11 protein-coding genes are annotated in these 16,272 nt (G+C 40.5%); 1 reads left to right on the top strand and 10 read right to left on the bottom strand.

Features of this window, described 5'->3' with window-relative positions:
• Positions 1-78 precede the first annotated feature (78 nt).
• The 6 genes from INE92_RS02325 to INE92_RS02300 form a co-directional block, all read right to left on the bottom strand.
• Entirely contained in the window at positions 79-1,278 is a 1,200-nt protein-coding gene (locus INE92_RS02325) for a DUF1735 and LamG domain-containing protein (RefSeq protein ID WP_009040774.1), read from the bottom strand.
• Between the two features lie 21 nt (positions 1,279-1,299).
• Complete coding sequence (locus tag INE92_RS02320; RefSeq protein WP_015532717.1) at positions 1,300-2,370, bottom strand: glycoside hydrolase family 18; 1,071 nt, start codon at positions 2,368-2,370, stop codon at positions 1,300-1,302.
• Between the two features lie 29 nt (positions 2,371-2,399).
• Positions 2,400-4,040 (bottom strand): SusD/RagB family nutrient-binding outer membrane lipoprotein, encoded by a 1,641-nt coding sequence (locus INE92_RS02315; RefSeq protein WP_118407693.1) that lies wholly within the window; start codon positions 4,038-4,040, stop codon positions 2,400-2,402.
• Between the two features lie 22 nt (positions 4,041-4,062).
• Complete coding sequence (locus INE92_RS02310; protein ID WP_195435602.1) at positions 4,063-7,383, bottom strand: SusC/RagA family TonB-linked outer membrane protein; 3,321 nt, start codon at positions 7,381-7,383, stop codon at positions 4,063-4,065.
• A 253-nt stretch (positions 7,384-7,636) separates the two neighbouring features.
• Positions 7,637-8,557 carry a FecR family protein gene (locus INE92_RS02305; protein WP_004314747.1) on the bottom strand — a complete coding sequence of 307 codons (921 nt, stop codon included), beginning with the start codon at positions 8,555-8,557 and terminating at the stop codon, positions 7,637-7,639.
• A gap of 172 nt (positions 8,558-8,729) precedes the next feature.
• A complete protein-coding gene (locus tag INE92_RS02300; protein ID WP_008019074.1) occupies positions 8,730-10,025 on the bottom strand; it encodes an InlB B-repeat-containing protein in 1,296 nt (431 codons plus the stop codon).
• A 377-nt stretch (positions 10,026-10,402) separates the two neighbouring features.
• Here INE92_RS02300 and INE92_RS02295 point away from each other — a divergent pair, with 377 nt between their 5' ends.
• Positions 10,403-10,966 (top strand): RNA polymerase sigma-70 factor, encoded by a 564-nt coding sequence (locus INE92_RS02295; RefSeq protein WP_009040768.1) that lies wholly within the window; start codon positions 10,403-10,405, stop codon positions 10,964-10,966.
• Between the two features lie 440 nt (positions 10,967-11,406).
• Here the strand turns inward: INE92_RS02295 and INE92_RS02290 are convergent, their stop codons facing one another.
• From INE92_RS02290 to menD, 4 genes are all read right to left on the bottom strand, one after another.
• The gene (locus INE92_RS02290; protein ID WP_195435590.1) at positions 11,407-12,540 is read right to left on the bottom strand and encodes an AMP-binding protein; all 1,134 of its coding nucleotides are present in this window, start codon (positions 12,538-12,540) and stop codon (positions 11,407-11,409) included.
• A 20-nt stretch (positions 12,541-12,560) separates the two neighbouring features.
• Positions 12,561-13,586: an o-succinylbenzoate synthase gene (locus INE92_RS02285; RefSeq protein WP_195435588.1), complete on the bottom strand. Its 1,026-nt coding sequence runs from the start codon at positions 13,584-13,586 to the stop codon at positions 12,561-12,563.
• Between the two features lie 172 nt (positions 13,587-13,758).
• The gene (gene menB / locus INE92_RS02280) at positions 13,759-14,583 is read right to left on the bottom strand and encodes a 1,4-dihydroxy-2-naphthoyl-CoA synthase (RefSeq protein ID WP_004310001.1); all 825 of its coding nucleotides are present in this window, start codon (positions 14,581-14,583) and stop codon (positions 13,759-13,761) included.
• A gap of 3 nt (positions 14,584-14,586) precedes the next feature.
• The gene (gene menD, locus INE92_RS02275; RefSeq protein ID WP_008643120.1) at positions 14,587-16,254 is read right to left on the bottom strand and encodes a 2-succinyl-5-enolpyruvyl-6-hydroxy-3-cyclohexene-1-carboxylic-acid synthase; all 1,668 of its coding nucleotides are present in this window, start codon (positions 16,252-16,254) and stop codon (positions 14,587-14,589) included.
• Positions 16,255-16,272: the final 18 nt, after the last annotated feature.

Raw genomic sequence — 16,272 nt, 5'->3', positions numbered from 1 at the left:
AGTTTAAAAAAGGAGATGTGTCAAAATAATCACATCTCCTTCTTATTTCTATTCAAACTTACAAATAAACTAGAAGAATCAAGGACAAGGTACTTCAGTCATCCATTCTATAGCACCACTTCCTTCCTTCACAGCAGTATGACCATGTCCGGTATAATCCTTACACTCATCACTCATATCATCCAGCTTCCAGTAGCCTTCCAACCCTTCACTGTCAACTTCTACAAAACAACGATGAAGCGGATTCTTCAATTCGGAAGCAGACAATGCCCTTGTCCAAAAACGTGCTTCGCTCACAGAACCTTTCAAATAGAAACCGTTTTGCACTCCCGGTGCAGCTCCGATGTAGAACTTATCTGACAATGAAATCGGATTTGCATATTCCGCTTGTACAAACAAAATTCCATCAATGTACAAAGACAGGGTATTATTTTCAAATACTCCGGCTACATGATACCAAGCATTCTTTTCGAGCGTATATCCCAACTTACCAGCATACACTGACCACCCTTTCGTTGCAAACATAAAGACAGGCACATCACCTTCACCTCCCACACGGTCAGGAGTTCCATCTACAAAAATCCATGTACCTTTCTCTGCATTCTCTCCAACAGGAAAACCTATAATACTCATTAGATTACCACCATAGTATTTAGGGAACTCCCATAAACTTACTCTTGTTTCGATAGTAAATGCGCTCATATTCTGGAATCTGCTGACATCATTATCCTTAAAGTTTATCTTAAAATAATTCTGTCCATTCAGTTTAGGAACATTCACAAGTAACTTCCTGTTGACTATGACATATAAAACATCACTTCCCGGCAAACTAGGATAATCCTTATTTTTACTAACCAATTTTACAGGTAACAAGAAATTAACGCCTTTCTGTATGGCATCTATGTCCTTTACCACTAGTTTCACCGCTTCGGAACGATATTTGCCGCTTTCTACCAACACAGAACTGCTCGACAATACACAAGCACCTTCCGGCAGAGTTTTGTAAGACTCTCCATGATCACTATTATAGCGTTCCACCAACGAATTGTCAATCATCAATTCACCTTCTATATTTGAATTTGCAATCAACGAACTGGAAATTGTTATTCCTAGTTCATCGTTATTGTTCGTTGCAGAAAAAGTCGTTATAGGAGTTTTTTCAGCAGCGGTGATATACACAGCTTCCACATCTATGCTTTCATTGCAGGCCGTTCCTATAAAGGCAAGGCATGAAAGGCACGCAACAGCCAATCTATTTTTTGTGAATAAATTCTTCATTTCTTTACAACTTTATAATTGTTATTCTTCGACTTCAACCTCTTCTCCGTCTGTTTCATCTTCCACTGTTTTACCAGCAGGATTCATAATCTGAATCGCCTGGCGTGCATAATAGTAATTATTAGGTGGTACAGGCAAATTCAGATGGTTTCCTTCAGCATATCCGAACTGTAACACATACGCACCGCAACCTGCCACGTTCTTCGGACTTTCGACAGCATAGTGAGCCATTCCCCATAAACTGGGAATATATTCATTGTCATATCTATAATTCACTCCACCTTGTCCAAACGCATTGCCAACCTGACTCACCCATTCACAAAAGATCCTCTTTTCATTCGGGAATCCTTTCCCATAATCTTGCCATCCATCCTGACATCTGTTATTCAGTGAAGATTCGGAACTGGCATTATATGCCTGACCGATAAAATAATCAAAACGGTCTGCATATTCAGCGTCATTCCACTGTCCGTCAACAACCAACAACTTATGTTTACCATTCACTTTATATTGCTCATCACACTTAGGTCCCAGGTATTTACTCATTACATCAATAAAAGTACGCATCATCTCTGTGGTATAACTATCTCCGCCGAAACTTGGTTCATAATCCAAATCAAATCCATCCAATCCCCATGTATAAATAGAATCAACCAGATTCTCAGCGTATACTATCATCGAATCTAAATCCTCTCTTCCTTCTCCAGTCGTAGCAAAATATTTATCCGGCCACATTGTCAATAATACCTTGGTACCTCTGCGCTCTTGAAGGAATTTCACATCCTCCCGATTCTGTTTATTATTCACATATCCGGTAAAGAATGAGACAATATCAAGGCTATCAGGGATACCTCTTAACCGAGTCTGCATGGAAGAAGTAGCAGGACTATAATTCATCCATGCAAAGAATATCTTATGATCCGAATTCTTGTAAGCAATCAATGCAGCCTCTTCTTCCGGTGTCAATTCTTTATATTTCATTTCCGGTAAAATAGTCGGTTCAGCTTCAATCCAATCGCTGCATCCGATAATCTGAGTCACCATAAACAGGCAACACAGAAATTTTATTATCCGATCGTTTTTCATATCCATATAAAACTATTAAGATTATACACTATTTTTTAATTCTGATAAGGTTTATCATTTCTTTTATCCCACCAAAGTTTCGTACCTCCATTGTCGGCGCCATCCAGCAATTCGGCATTATTCACAGCTTCCTGGTATAAATCAGGATAGTCTTTCGACAAGTTGGTAGGATAAGGCAATCTTGCCACTTGCTTTTTAGTGTCGATACGCCCGCCACTATTATTTCTGGCCACCCGAATCACTCTCGGACATCCTGTTCTTCTGAATTCGCTCCATGCCTCTTGCCCGTCGGGGAACAGGGCAATCCACTTTTGAGTAATGATTTTTTCCAATCTTTCATCAAAATTGGTAGCATCCGCCCAGTTCACAGACACCTGTCCCGTACTACTGTCACTATAACTGGAATTTTTGGGGTCAACATAACCTTTTGGCAAAGTAGTCCGCTTCATGTACGCAGTTGCATCTCCCGCTTTTGCCTGGGTAGCCCCCAGAGGTTGGGAAAAAGCAGTCGCAATCCCATTTTCATATAATGTTTCTGCGTCTCCTCCCGCATTCCATTTACGCAAAGCAGCTTCCGCACGTAGAAAATAGACTTCCGCAGCATTCATAAACTGGATAGGCGTACTTGAAGAGACATTCAGATTAGAAAATACCTTATAGTCATTTCCATTAAACATACTACCGCATCTGATTCCGTTATATTCTTTAAATCCGGAAACTTCCGATTTGGCAAACCAAATATCCAGACGAGGATCTTCATACCCTTTCAAATAGCCCTCCAGGGTTGCTCCCAAACGACTGTCATTGTAAGTGTAACAAATCATATACAAAGGATTGACCGTTGCAGAGCCATCCACTTTTAACATGGCATTATCCTCATTATCAATAAATACACCGTCTCTTATTGCCTCTTCAGCTTTCTGCTGGGCCATCGTTTCGTTTACATAAACGATACGAAGAGCTAGGCGCAACTTCAAAGAATTGGCAAACTTTACCCACTTTTCAAAATCACCGCCATAAATCTTATCATAACTTACCAATGGCTTGGCACCGGGATTATCTTTGATAAACTCTTTCAATATCCCGATTGCCTCATCCAGTTCGCTAAAGAACTGTTCGTAAATGTCTTGCTGTGAAGTGAACGGCACATCGGAAGCAGGTGCGAAATCCTTATAAGGAATCGGACCATACATATCCGTGATGCGGTGCATACCGAAAACTTTCAAAATCTGTCCCACTGCAAATGTGGAAGGGTTGATATTCCTTTTAGTATAAAGGGTATACCAAGGACTCATATAATTCTGATAAGCCACAGTATAAGCCGCCGCACACCAGTCGGGATACATATCATACGTCGTATTGTTTCTTCCGTTACTATCAAACATGTTGGAAGCTCCCTGATGCCCGGAAAAGATATCTCCGGCAAGGCTAAACATTTTCTGATAGTTATTGACATCTATATTCTGGTCTTTTGTAATACACGGATACATCTGATACTGCATCTGCGTTATCATCGAGCCCGTACCCAAGTTGTCATATCCCAGCTCTTCTTCCGTCACAGCATTGGGATCGGTATTTGTCTCCATGAAATCTCCTGTACAAGCTCCTAATATCCACAAAGAACAAGCAGAAACCAGAAGCAGACTTTTGCCGAAATATCTATTATTTAGTATCATTTTCATCTGTTTGTTAATTTAATTATAATGTAAATTTAAGACTCACACCGAAGCTTCTTAAACTCGGCATCATGAAATAGTCTATACCTTGATAGAAAGTACCCACTGAAGAGGTTAGTTGCGGGTCAAAAGGAGCCTTATTATAAATCATAAACAAATTACGTCCGGTCACGGACAGAGTCAAATCCTTCACAAAGTTCTTGAACAATGGTTTGAAACGATAAGAAAGCGAAGCTTCCCTCAAACGTATATTGGTAGCATCATATACATAATTGGACAACACGCCTGTACCTGCCCCCACTTGAGTATAGTAAGTTTCTGCATCCATCAGCACTCCGTTTACAAGCACGCCACCATTGTCACGCGCCTTTGCACTCTGTTCAGATGCACCGAAAGAATCCAGAACAGCTTGTGTGGCAGAAACCACTTTTCCGCCAATCCGGGCATCAATCAGGAAGGAAAGCGTAAACCCTTTATAGCTGAACGCATTGTTAAATCCCAAAGAACAATCCGGATTGGTATTTCCCGCATAAATCAAATTCTCATTGTCCACCATCATGCTCAAGGTATTCGGATTCACATATACATATCCGTTTCCGTCTTTTTTCACCGAATTGACATATATATCACCGATAGAACCACCTTCATCAATATAGTTACGGAATGAATAAGAAAGTCCTCCCATGTCGAAATGTGAAACATTCATATCGGCTCCGGTAAACGGATTAGGAATATTTCTCACCAATTCCACAATTTTGTTTTTATTGTAGGTTACCGTAAGTTTCGGTGAATAATTGAAATCTCCGAATGTCAAATCCGCATCAATAGAAGCCTCAAGACCTTTATTGTTTACTTTACCGGCATTCACATAGAAATTGGCATAACCGCTGCTTTCCGGTGCTCTGAACTTAAACAACTGGTCGTAGGTGTTAGCGTTATAATATGTTATGTCTAATCCTAACTTGTTATTCAGGAAACGGGCATTCAAACCAATTTCAAACGACTGTGTCTTTTCAAATTTCAAATTGTCGATAGGAAGGTCGGGATTGATACTTACACCACCGCCCGGACTAATCGGATAAGACGGAATAGTAATTCCGGCAAGTGACATCGGCACATTTCCTACCTTAGCATACGACAGACGAAGCTTGGAGAACGTCAATATTTTCTCCGGCACTTTGAAGAACTCTGTCAACACAAAAGACATACCTACCGACGGATAGAAGAAACTCTTGTTCTTGGTATTGGCAAGCAACGAAGTCCATTCGTTACGTCCGGTTACATCAAGGAATATTTTTCTTTTCCAATCCACAGAAGCACTAAAGAATACGGCTTGCGACTTCATCTTTTTACCTTCCTGATATTGGGGTTCCGGAGTCAGGTTGTTCAATGTAAACTTATTGGCTACACTGGCGAGAGGTGCTCCGAATTCTAGTTTGTTAGAATTGGCCGTATAATCGAATGAAGCATTCTTAAAGCTGGCACCCGCATTGACTACAAATCCCCAGTCTGATACCGTTTTCTGGAAATTGGCAATCACATCTCCATAATCCTGTATATTCTTTTCCGTTGCCAACAAGTACGAGCCTTTATCCGAGCTGGAAGCCAGCAACAGCAATGTAGAAGCATAATTTTTGATTTCATTCTTCTTGTTATCACGGTCCGTACGGAAACGGGCACTGATGTTAAACCATTCATTGAACGTATATTTCAAACTTCCACCAATAATAAAACGTTCATTATGGTTTATATTGAAATTGCGGTGTGTAATCCAATATGGATTCTGGATGCTTCTCTTTTGGTCGCCATAGGGCCAGAATTGAACCGGGAATCCTCTGTCCGCACTATAACGCTCATAAGATTTATACTTATCTATATTATCACCGCGAGGAAACAGATAAATCGGTACAATCGGATTATAATAGTCACCTTGCGAAAGCATATTCTGCGCTTTCTTGTTCGTATACATAAAAGTAGCTCCCAAAGAAAGTTTGTCCGTAATGGTATATGTACCATTATAGGAAACATTGTAACGGTCGAGGTTGTTATTATGAACTACCCCACGGGCATTGTAAGAAGAAAGGGAAATATAGGATTTATGATTCTCCGTTCCCAACTGTGCCCCGATACTGTTAGAGAAACTCATACCCGTGTCAAAGAAATCTGCCGGATCATAATTCGCAGGAGTCTCCAGCTTCGGCCCCCAACTGGAAAATTCATCCGTACGACTTCCGTACGTATTTTGCAACTTTGGCAAGAGAAGTGGTTGGTAGAAATCGGAATAATGGGAAAATGAAATACGAGGCTTTCCGTCTTTCAGTCCTCCTTGTTTGGAGGTCAACATGATTACTCCATTCGCAGCCTGACCACCATAGAGAGCAGCTGCCGAAGGTCCTGTCAACACAGTCACTTCCGCAATATCCTCCATATTGATATTGGAGATACCGTCACCTTCGTCTACTCCTCCATACTGTGCATTAGAGGTAGCCCCTCTCCGCGGGAAAAGATCGGGAAGCGGTATACCGTCCAACACATACAATGCATTATTGTTTCCTTCCGCGTTTACAGACTTGCTACCACGCATCACCACCTTTGTGGACCCACCAATACCGGAAGCCCCTTGGCTAATTGTGACACCTGCCACCTTACCGTTCAACGCATTCGGCACACTGGCTTCCTTGACAGACATAAACTGTGCATCGCCCAATTTCTGCACATTATAACTCAATGCCTTGTCCGAACGCTTGATACCCAATGCAGTGACAACGACTTCATCAAGCACTGCATTGTCTTCTTGAAGTACAATATTCAAAGTCGCATTTCCCGTAATTGTTACATTTTGAACCGTGTATCCTACATAAGAAAATTCAAGGACATCTCCTTTCTTCGTCCTAATCGTAAAATTACCGTCAATATCTGTAATTGTACCGACATTTGAACCTTTTACTTTTACATTTACTCCAATAAGAGGTTCGCCATTCACATCCTTTACTATACCTTTTACCGGAATAGTCGCATCTTCCATTGTTTTCTGTACGAAAGGTTTTGCGGAAAGAATAATCTGTTTATCCACCACCGTATAAGATATAGAAGTGCCTCGGAATATTTCATCCAGAATATCCTGTATCTTGCCGGAATTATTATTCACTGAAACAATGCGGTTCTTCTGAATCGCCTTATCATTATAAAGGAACACATAATCCGAACTTTCCTCTATCTTATTCAGTACCTGTTCAATAGATACATTATTCATCGAAATGACTCCCCGTATACGTTGGGCATAGCCATTTGCTGCAGAAAGTTGCAATACGACTGCAAAAAGTAATGTTAGACTAATCCTCATAACTAAAGGAAGTTTTAGATTTAAAGCATATTTAAAGCATAATGCAATAAATGAATGATTTTTTTTCATACATTTGTAGCTGACTAAAGTTTATTACTAAATGAACTAAGGTGTTGATTCCGGTTAGCGTTTGCGAGACCCTGTACCGTGAATCTTAGATTTGGGAGAAGACAGCCGTTGGTAGCGGCCCTCCTCCCTTTTTTGATTATCAATATGTGTTATATCATAGGCTATTTGTTTTTTCAGATGATTACTAATATAAATCTACTATTATTTTCGTCTTTGTAAATGTATCATCTTCCCGTTGTTCGGGAGTCAAAATCTTCCATTTCAGGTTTGCCGACTTAGCTAAATAATCTAATATCTGCGTCAATGTTTCCGTTCTGAAAGTAGCCCGATAGCTATACTCCTTTCCCAAATGATTATTGAATTCAATATCTACGTTGAAATGACGTTCCAGACGCTTGATTATTTCTTCCAACGAAGCATTCCGGAATATCAATTTTCCATCCTTCCAAGCCACCTTCCCATAAACATCCACTTTATTTTTCTGCACCTGGCGGGTTTGTTTGTCATAAACCAATTGTTCGCCGGGAATCAATGTAATCGTCTCCTGCCCGGGAGTCACTACATTGACTTTTCCTTTCTCCAATACAGTTTCTATGTAGTTATCGTCCTCGTAAGCTGTCACGTTAAATTGCGTACCATACACATATACACTCAACCCATTTGGCGTATTCACATAAAACGGACGCTCCGGTTCTGCCTCCACTCGAAAATAAGCCTCACCAGTCAGTTCCACATTGCGGTTGTCTTTTTTGAAAACAGTAGGATAACGCAACTTACTACCTGAATTGAGCCAGACAACAGAATGGTCCGGAAGTTCATAACGCACCACCGTTCCCATGGTAGAAATAACTTCTGCGTATCTTATTTCTTCTTCCGACTCTGCAAAATATAAATATCCCAAAATCAATGAAGCCAATAGCAACGGTATGGCCAGAAATGCAGCACAACGTATCAGTTGATTGTGCAGTCTCATTCTTTTCAGCCCTCTAATCTTCATTTGAGACTGTCGATAAGCAGCTAATGCATCAATCGACTCCATTTCTCTAATATCATCACCCAAAGCTTTCGCCTTGCGGAATGATGCCTCCAGTTCTTTATTATTCATACTTCCTTTTTTTATAATTGCAACTATATTAATAGTACAATCGACTCATTGAAAAGGGACATCAAAAGCCAATCATTTTTCAATAATCTGAAAAAAACATCCGTAGACTCTTTAATCTACATATAAGGAAAATCTACGGATGTTTTTCCATTCTCTTCTCTATTGATATAGACTACAACGGTCCTGTATATTCAAATCCCACAATATTAACAGAAGGATACGACGCATCTGCCCGCAAATTTAATACCCCCTCTATAGTATAAATATCACTAACCGCATCATATTTTACAATAAACGAACCGGGATCGTCAGAGTCTAAGCTTCTATAGCTGCCACCGCCTGTTACTGTCACATATGCACTATTTATTTGGGCTTTAGAATATTCTCCCGGTTGTAATTCGGATAATTTCAAACTTAATTGTATACGATTACTATCATCATCCGAAAGTATTAGCGTCAAACTGCCATACGAATATTTATATGCATCAGTCATTGTTAAATAGACATCAGTATTAGGCATAGTTTGAACTTCTACATTTACATTTTCATTCAGTTTTTTCAGATTACTTTCCCAAAAAGCGATTTGTTCCTCAGACAATAACACTTCAACTGTCCGGGCTTCTCCATCTATTGTTGTTTGGTTACCACAATGAAGCATAAAACCATCTTCATATAGCATAGCCTTCAACTTCAATGAGGACAAATGATTATTGTTACAATATAACTCTTTAAGATTTTCACTTTTTCCTACGGACAAATTGCTCAATTTATTATGGCTACAATCAAGTTGTGCAAGTTTAGGCCATGCTACATTTAATGTAGTCAATTCATTTCCACTAACTTTCAACACTTCCAGTCCTGCAAATTCAACCAATTCATCCACACTTTTTATTTTGACTCCATTCACCCCACCGGTAATATCAATAGCTTTTACTGCTGACGCTTCATCAGGGGAAAGTACACCGTTACCATTCGTGTCCCACTTCGGGTAAGTAACTCCGTCTATTTCCTGCTCTGTATCCATTCTGGATTGACAATAAGCTTTCAATGCAGGGTCGGTTATTCTTTCAAGCACATCATTTCTTATCATAAATGTAGCTACAATTACTACATCCTCCATAGGCATAGTAAATGTGGAAGGATTTGCCTGCACATTCTCAACTATAGTATTACCGACTCTCACTTTCCATTCTTTAAATAAAAATCCATCAGCAGGAGTAGCCGTAACAGTCACAGCTTCTCCCGCTACGGCTATTTCCTTATCAGCTGTTGCAATGGCGCCACCATAACCGGCAAATGCAGTAATTGAATGACCCTGCTTGTCTTCATCTTCTCCACACGAAAAGAATATAACACAAACTACAGCCATCAATAAAAAACTCAATCGTTTCATGTTTTTCAATTTTTGTTGATTAATAAATTTATTACTAAATGATTCAATGTTACCAACAAACTCATCTTGTTTCACTAAGGCGGTGAATTATCCTCACTTATCCACATTCATACTGATGATAAACTCACTTTCGATTCCCGGCAGTGTTTGCGAGACCCCGGACTATGAATCTAAAAACAAAAGAAGAAGATTGTTAATCAAGGTTCGTAATGTTATTCAATTGAAATATATATATTCCATAGGCTATTATTTTAAGTTCAACAACATTAATAATACAAATAGGATTCCTAAAAAGGACAGAGAAATCAAACTTTTTTTTATTTTTTTCCGAATTCAGTTAAAATGAAACGATAATACCAACTGAAACACAAAAAAAGAATGGGAAATTAGGGTTAATCAATTATTGTATTATATATTTGTAGCAAAATGAAAAAACACAGAATCCCTAAATAATGAAAATTTCTTTTTCCAAACAGACTAAAGAACGGGCTTTCAAGCAACTTTATGAGGAATATTATGCCCCATTTTGTTTGTATGCCAAAAGGTTTGTTGACGATAAAGAAACACGTGAGGACATCGTTTCGGATGTATTCACTTCATTATGGGATAAACTGGATACTGACTCTTTTGATCTTCAATCGAACACTGCATTAGCTTACATTAAAATGTGTGTGAAAAATAACTGCCTGAATTTCTTGAAACATCAGGAATATGAATGGAGCTATGCGGAAAATATTAAGAAGAAAACTCCAATTTACGAAACAGAACCGGATAGTATATATACTCTTGATGAACTATACAGAATGTTGTATGAAACATTGGACAAACTTCCGGAAAACTATCGTACAGTATTTATGAAAAGCTTCTTTGAAGGCAAAACGCATGTAGAAATTGCAGAAGAGATGAATCTCAGTGTGAAATCCATCAACCGTTACAAGCAAAAGACAATGGAACTTTTGCGCAATGAACTGAAAGACTATCTGCCATTGTTACTTTTGTTATTCTATCGCACATAACAGTCTCTCCTTATCATCACATACAAACTATTACTTTTCCGTCTGAAAAATATTAATAGTAAAGTTGCTTTTGACTAATAGCAAACTTCCAATCCTTTATATATAAAGTTACTTTTGACTAATCATAAACTATAAATGCAAGCTTCGTTTTTATAATCAAAGGTTGCATTTATAAAAATGAAACTTGCAATTATATAATCAAAGCTTACAATTATAGTTTATAATAGGTAAAAAACAAGTTTACTATTAACCCAAAACAAGTTTATCTATAATGAAGAATAACTTTACTGTTAATGATTCAGGCGTAAAATAGCAGTAGACCGTTATACAACCGCTATGAGAAATAATGAGAATGAGTATGAGAAATGAAAATGCTGAATCACCCGGGAGGTAAGCCTAAGTCAAATTTACAAATTCACTAGTTTTACCGGGGCCCCCAACTACATTACATCATCATGTAGTTCTATGGATGGGAACTGATGTGAATGGGAAAGGTGTGATAATGCCAAAGTGCGGCATCCGACACGGTCTATTTTACCGTTTTCCGTCTGTGGGATAAATTTTGTAATAAAAATATGTTTGGGACGATAATATGGTTCCAATGTTGTCTGCAACTTATTTTCTAACTCTCTTGTATCCAACTGTCCCACTATCAATAAGGTTACAGCCTGCCCTAAACGCTGGTCCGGAACTGAGGTAATAACAAATGGCACAGGAATAAAAGGACGAAGCAATTTCTCCATTTCCTCCGCCTGAATTTTAATTCCTCCACTATTTATCACATTGTCTTTCCGACCTAGAATCATAAAACTTCCATCGGGATAAATATGTGCGATATCATTGGTCTGCAATATTTCATCACAGACAAGGGGGGCATCAATCACCAATGTGTTCTCTACAGATAAAGACAATTTTACTGAAGAAAACGGATAATAATGTTCCGAAGCCAATGTTCCGTTCAGCCGACGAAGAGCAATATGAGATAAAGTTTCAGTCATGCCATAAGTAGAATAGGCGGCAGTCGGAAGATGTTTGATCTCCGCCTCTAAAGCCTCATCAATAGCTCCACCACCTATAATCAAAATATCCGTCTGTTTCAATCGCTCTTTCTCTTCGGGAACTTGCAACGTATTATAAACTTGCAGGGGAACCATTGCCACAAATCTCAAAGGCTCTTTTATATCCGCTAAAGGATGACCGGAAGCAGGACGTACAATCAAATTCAAGCCTGCAACCAACGAACGTACGACCACCATCATTGCACCAATATAACGAAGATTCATACAAAGTAATGCCGTCTCTCCTTTCTTCAAATCCAGAAACTCACAAGTCAGACGCGCACTTTGCATCATCTGGTCTTTACGTACAATCAACTCTTTAGGTGTACCCGTAGAGCCTGATGTATGAACAGTGATGACAGGAGAATCGTTAAACCATTCGTTCAGGAAAAGATATAAATCCCAACTAGCAGGAGAATGAGCCTCCGCTCCTCCTGCTATTAATCGGCTTATATCCTCAAAAGCATATTCTTTTCCTTCCAGTAACAAGCGTTGTTGTTTTCGATCAAATATCATCGGATTATCCTTTAACACCATCATTTACAAAACCACAGGCAATCTTTTCTTATTTCAAGAGGCACTTCCACGTTGTCTGTAAAGAGCGCCCCTGTTCCCAGTCCCTGTGGCAACGGATTGCTAAATGTTGCACACCACTGGGCAATGGCATTCAGACCAATGTTTGATTCCAGAGCGGAAGTTATCCACCAGCCGATCTGTTGTTTTTCAGCTTCGGTAATCCATTCGTCTCCTCCGCATATTCCTCCATGAAGAGAAGGTTTAATAACGATATATTGCGGACGAATTGTTGAAAGCAGCTCCTGTTTCCTTTCCAGCGTATTGCATCCTATCAGTTCTTCATCCAAAGCAATCGCTAATGGAGATTCGGCAGCAAGCCGAGCCATTTCCTCCCATTGTCCGGCACGGATTGGCTGTTCGATAGAATGTAAATCAAACTCGGACAGACGTTTCAGTTTTTCCATTGCGTCCACGGGTGAGAAAGCACCATTTGCATCTACACGCAACTCTATTTCTTTAGAAGAGAAATGCGTACGAATATGGCGCAACAATGTCAGTTCTTCTTCGAAATTGATAGCACCTATCTTTAACTTGATACAACGAAATCCGGCTTCCATCTTTTTCTCAATCTGGGATAACATGTTCTGAAAATCTCCCATCCAAATAAGGCCGTTAATCGGAATACCAACTTCTCCACGTGAGAAAGCCGTATCACATAAAGCCCAGTTTCCTGCAAAGAAATGCCGGATGACCGTTTCCAGACCAAATAAAATTGAAGGATAGTCACACAAGCCATCCATATCCAATCTGCCTTGTTCCCTCTCTACTTTCCGGCAGACTTTCACTAATATATCTTCGTAATCAGGAAGATCGTCACAACTTAAAGCGGGCAAAGGTGCACACTCCCCTATTCCCACTCTGCCAGGGAAGTCAGGAGAGGTAAAATGAAGATACCAAACTTTACGCGTAGTATATGTTCCTCTGGAAGTCCCGGCAGGTTGCTTGAAATGGAGCAATCGGGGAATAATTTCTATTTTACAATTCATCGTGAATAATTTTTCAATTCACCACAGAATAACACAGAGCCTCACGAAGTTTTAACAAGTTATATCTCTTGCAGTTCTCCTACCATTCTCTCCTCCACAGTCTTGCTTTGCAGAAAATCGGGCTTAAACGCAGGAAAAGCAAACTCTGTGGTACTCTGTGGCAAAGCCGATTTTAAGGGAATTTCGGATATTGTTTGAAGTTCGGTTTACGTTTCTCCAAGAACGCATTCTTGCCTTCCTGTGCTTCATCAGTCAGGTAATAAAGCAACGTTGCGTCACCTGCCAATTCCTGAATACCTGCCTGACCATCCAGTTCGGCATTCAATCCTGCTTTAATCATGCGCAAAGCCAACGGACTAAGCAACATCATTTCTTCTGCCCACTGCACATATTCGTCCTCCAACTGTTCCAAGGGAACTACTTTATTCACTAATCCCATATCCAATGCTTCTTGTGCATTATACTTCCGGCAAAGGAACCAGATTTCGCGTGCTTTCTTCTGACCGACCACACGTGCCAGATAAGACGCACCGAATCCGGCATCAAAGCTACCTACACGAGGACCTGTCTGACCGAAAATAGCATTTTCCGACGCAATGGACAAATCACATACCACATGAAGCACATGCCCGCCACCAATAGCAAAACCGTTCACGGCAGCAATCACCGGTTTCGGGATGCTGCGAATCTGCTTTTGCACATCCAATACGCTAAGACGAGGCACACCGTCTTTTCCGATATATCCGCCACGTCCTTTCACATTCTGGTCACCACCCGAACAAAATGCCTTATCACCGGCTCCGGTAATCACAATCACATCAATATCCGCTTCTTCACGGCAGATGCGCAATGCGTCACTCATTTCAGCAGTAGTTGTCGGAGTAAACGCATTCCGATAGCGCTCACGGTTGATCGTGATACGGGCAATTCCATTATAATAATCAAAAAGAATATCGTCGTATTCTCTAATGGTTGTCCACTCTCTTTGTGTTGACATAATCTATTTTTGTTTTAATTGATGATAATAATTTTTCAACATGCGCGCGTCCTTGTTTTTGTTGGTAAACACCTCCAAGAGCACAGGCTGCTCCATAGCTTCCGGTTGAGTGAAAGTTTTCATCGCTTCAGCCAGTTCTTCGTCATTTTGCGCTTGCAGATAGAGAAACCCACGCTCTTCTGCCCAACCTTTGGCCGATGTTTTATGAACTGCCGCAATAAATTTATGTGAGGTACCCGACATATCCAATCCCGGCAAGGTATGGAAAATCTCTCCTCCTCCATTATTTAACAGAAGAACACGCAGATTGGAGCGAACATTGACGTTCCACAACGCATTCATATCATAGAAGAAGCTCAAATCTCCGATAGCTATAAAGTTCAGTTTGTCGGAAGCCGCCGCATAACCGACAGCCGTAGACAGCGAGCCTTCAATACCGTTTGTTCCCCGGTTGCAACAAACTTCAATCGTAGAAGGAATTGAGTATAATTGCGCATAGCGCACCACCGAACTGTTTGCCAGATGCAACGCACATGACTCCGGCAAGGCTTTCAATAACGTACCGACGGCAGACATCTCCGAATAAGCAAACTCCGGTTCGGGAATGATCTTGCAATAGTTTTCCCATACACGGGGATATTCAGGAGTCCGATTGTCCAGCAAACTGGCTATCTTCTCCAGAAACTCGAACGGGTCCATTTCGATCACCGTAGTTAATGAGCCATACAAATCGACCACCTCACCGTCCGGCGATACGTGCCAATGTTCTTTAGGCGGATGCTGACGGAGCAACTTCTTCAATCGTTTGGAAACGACATGTCCTCCATAAGTAATCAGCAGCTCCGGAACCATCTGATCTACCTTCTCTTCGGGCATGGCATAAAGCGCCGCATCGAAGTTCTTTACCGGAATACCGGGAACTGTCTGGTTGCCGATATGTTCCGTCAACCAGGCAAAATGTTTATATAATAACTTGATATATCTTTTTTCAAACAGATAGATAAGATTCATCTGACCGATGATAATCATACGCTTCTGGTATTTATTCATCCGGTCGACCAAATCGTTATAATCACGATCGTAGACGTTCAACCCCTGATAACGGGTTATGACGCGCACTTCTGGAAGCGAATCGACCGTAAACTGGAACAATGGTTCAGAAATAGGGATATTGATATGTACCGGTCCTTTTCCATGATGGTTCGTCTCCAGCAATGCTTCATTCACCAGACGATTGCAATACCATTCATCTTCTTCCGTATGAATCTCCGGAAGGTTTACCGACTTCTTGACCAGCGTCTGAAATACGCCTGGTTGTGGTACAGTCTGTCCGTCCATTTGTCCGATCCAGGCAGCGGGACGGTCTGCAGAAATAATGACCAGAGGAACATTTTGATAAAATGCTTCTGCCACAGCCGGATGAAGGTTTAATAATGCAGTACCGGAAGTGCAGCAGACAGCAGCAGGCTTACCACCATTCAACGCAAGACCGATGGCAAAATAGCCGGCACTCCGTTCATCCGTCACCGGATAGCAGGTAAAATTCGGATGGTTAGACAAAGTATGCACTATGGGGGTGTTACGACTACCCGGACACAACACAACCTTAGTAATCCCATGCGCCTCAAGCAACGCAACCAACTGGAGTATGTTCTTCTTGTCTGTATACATGATGATAATTATTAATAG

Source organism: Bacteroides xylanisolvens (assembly GCF_018289135.1).
GTDB lineage: Bacteria > Bacteroidota > Bacteroidia > Bacteroidales > Bacteroidaceae > Bacteroides > Bacteroides xylanisolvens.
The sequence above is the reverse complement of the archived record's forward strand: the minus strand, read 5'-3'. Positions and strand labels throughout refer to the sequence as shown.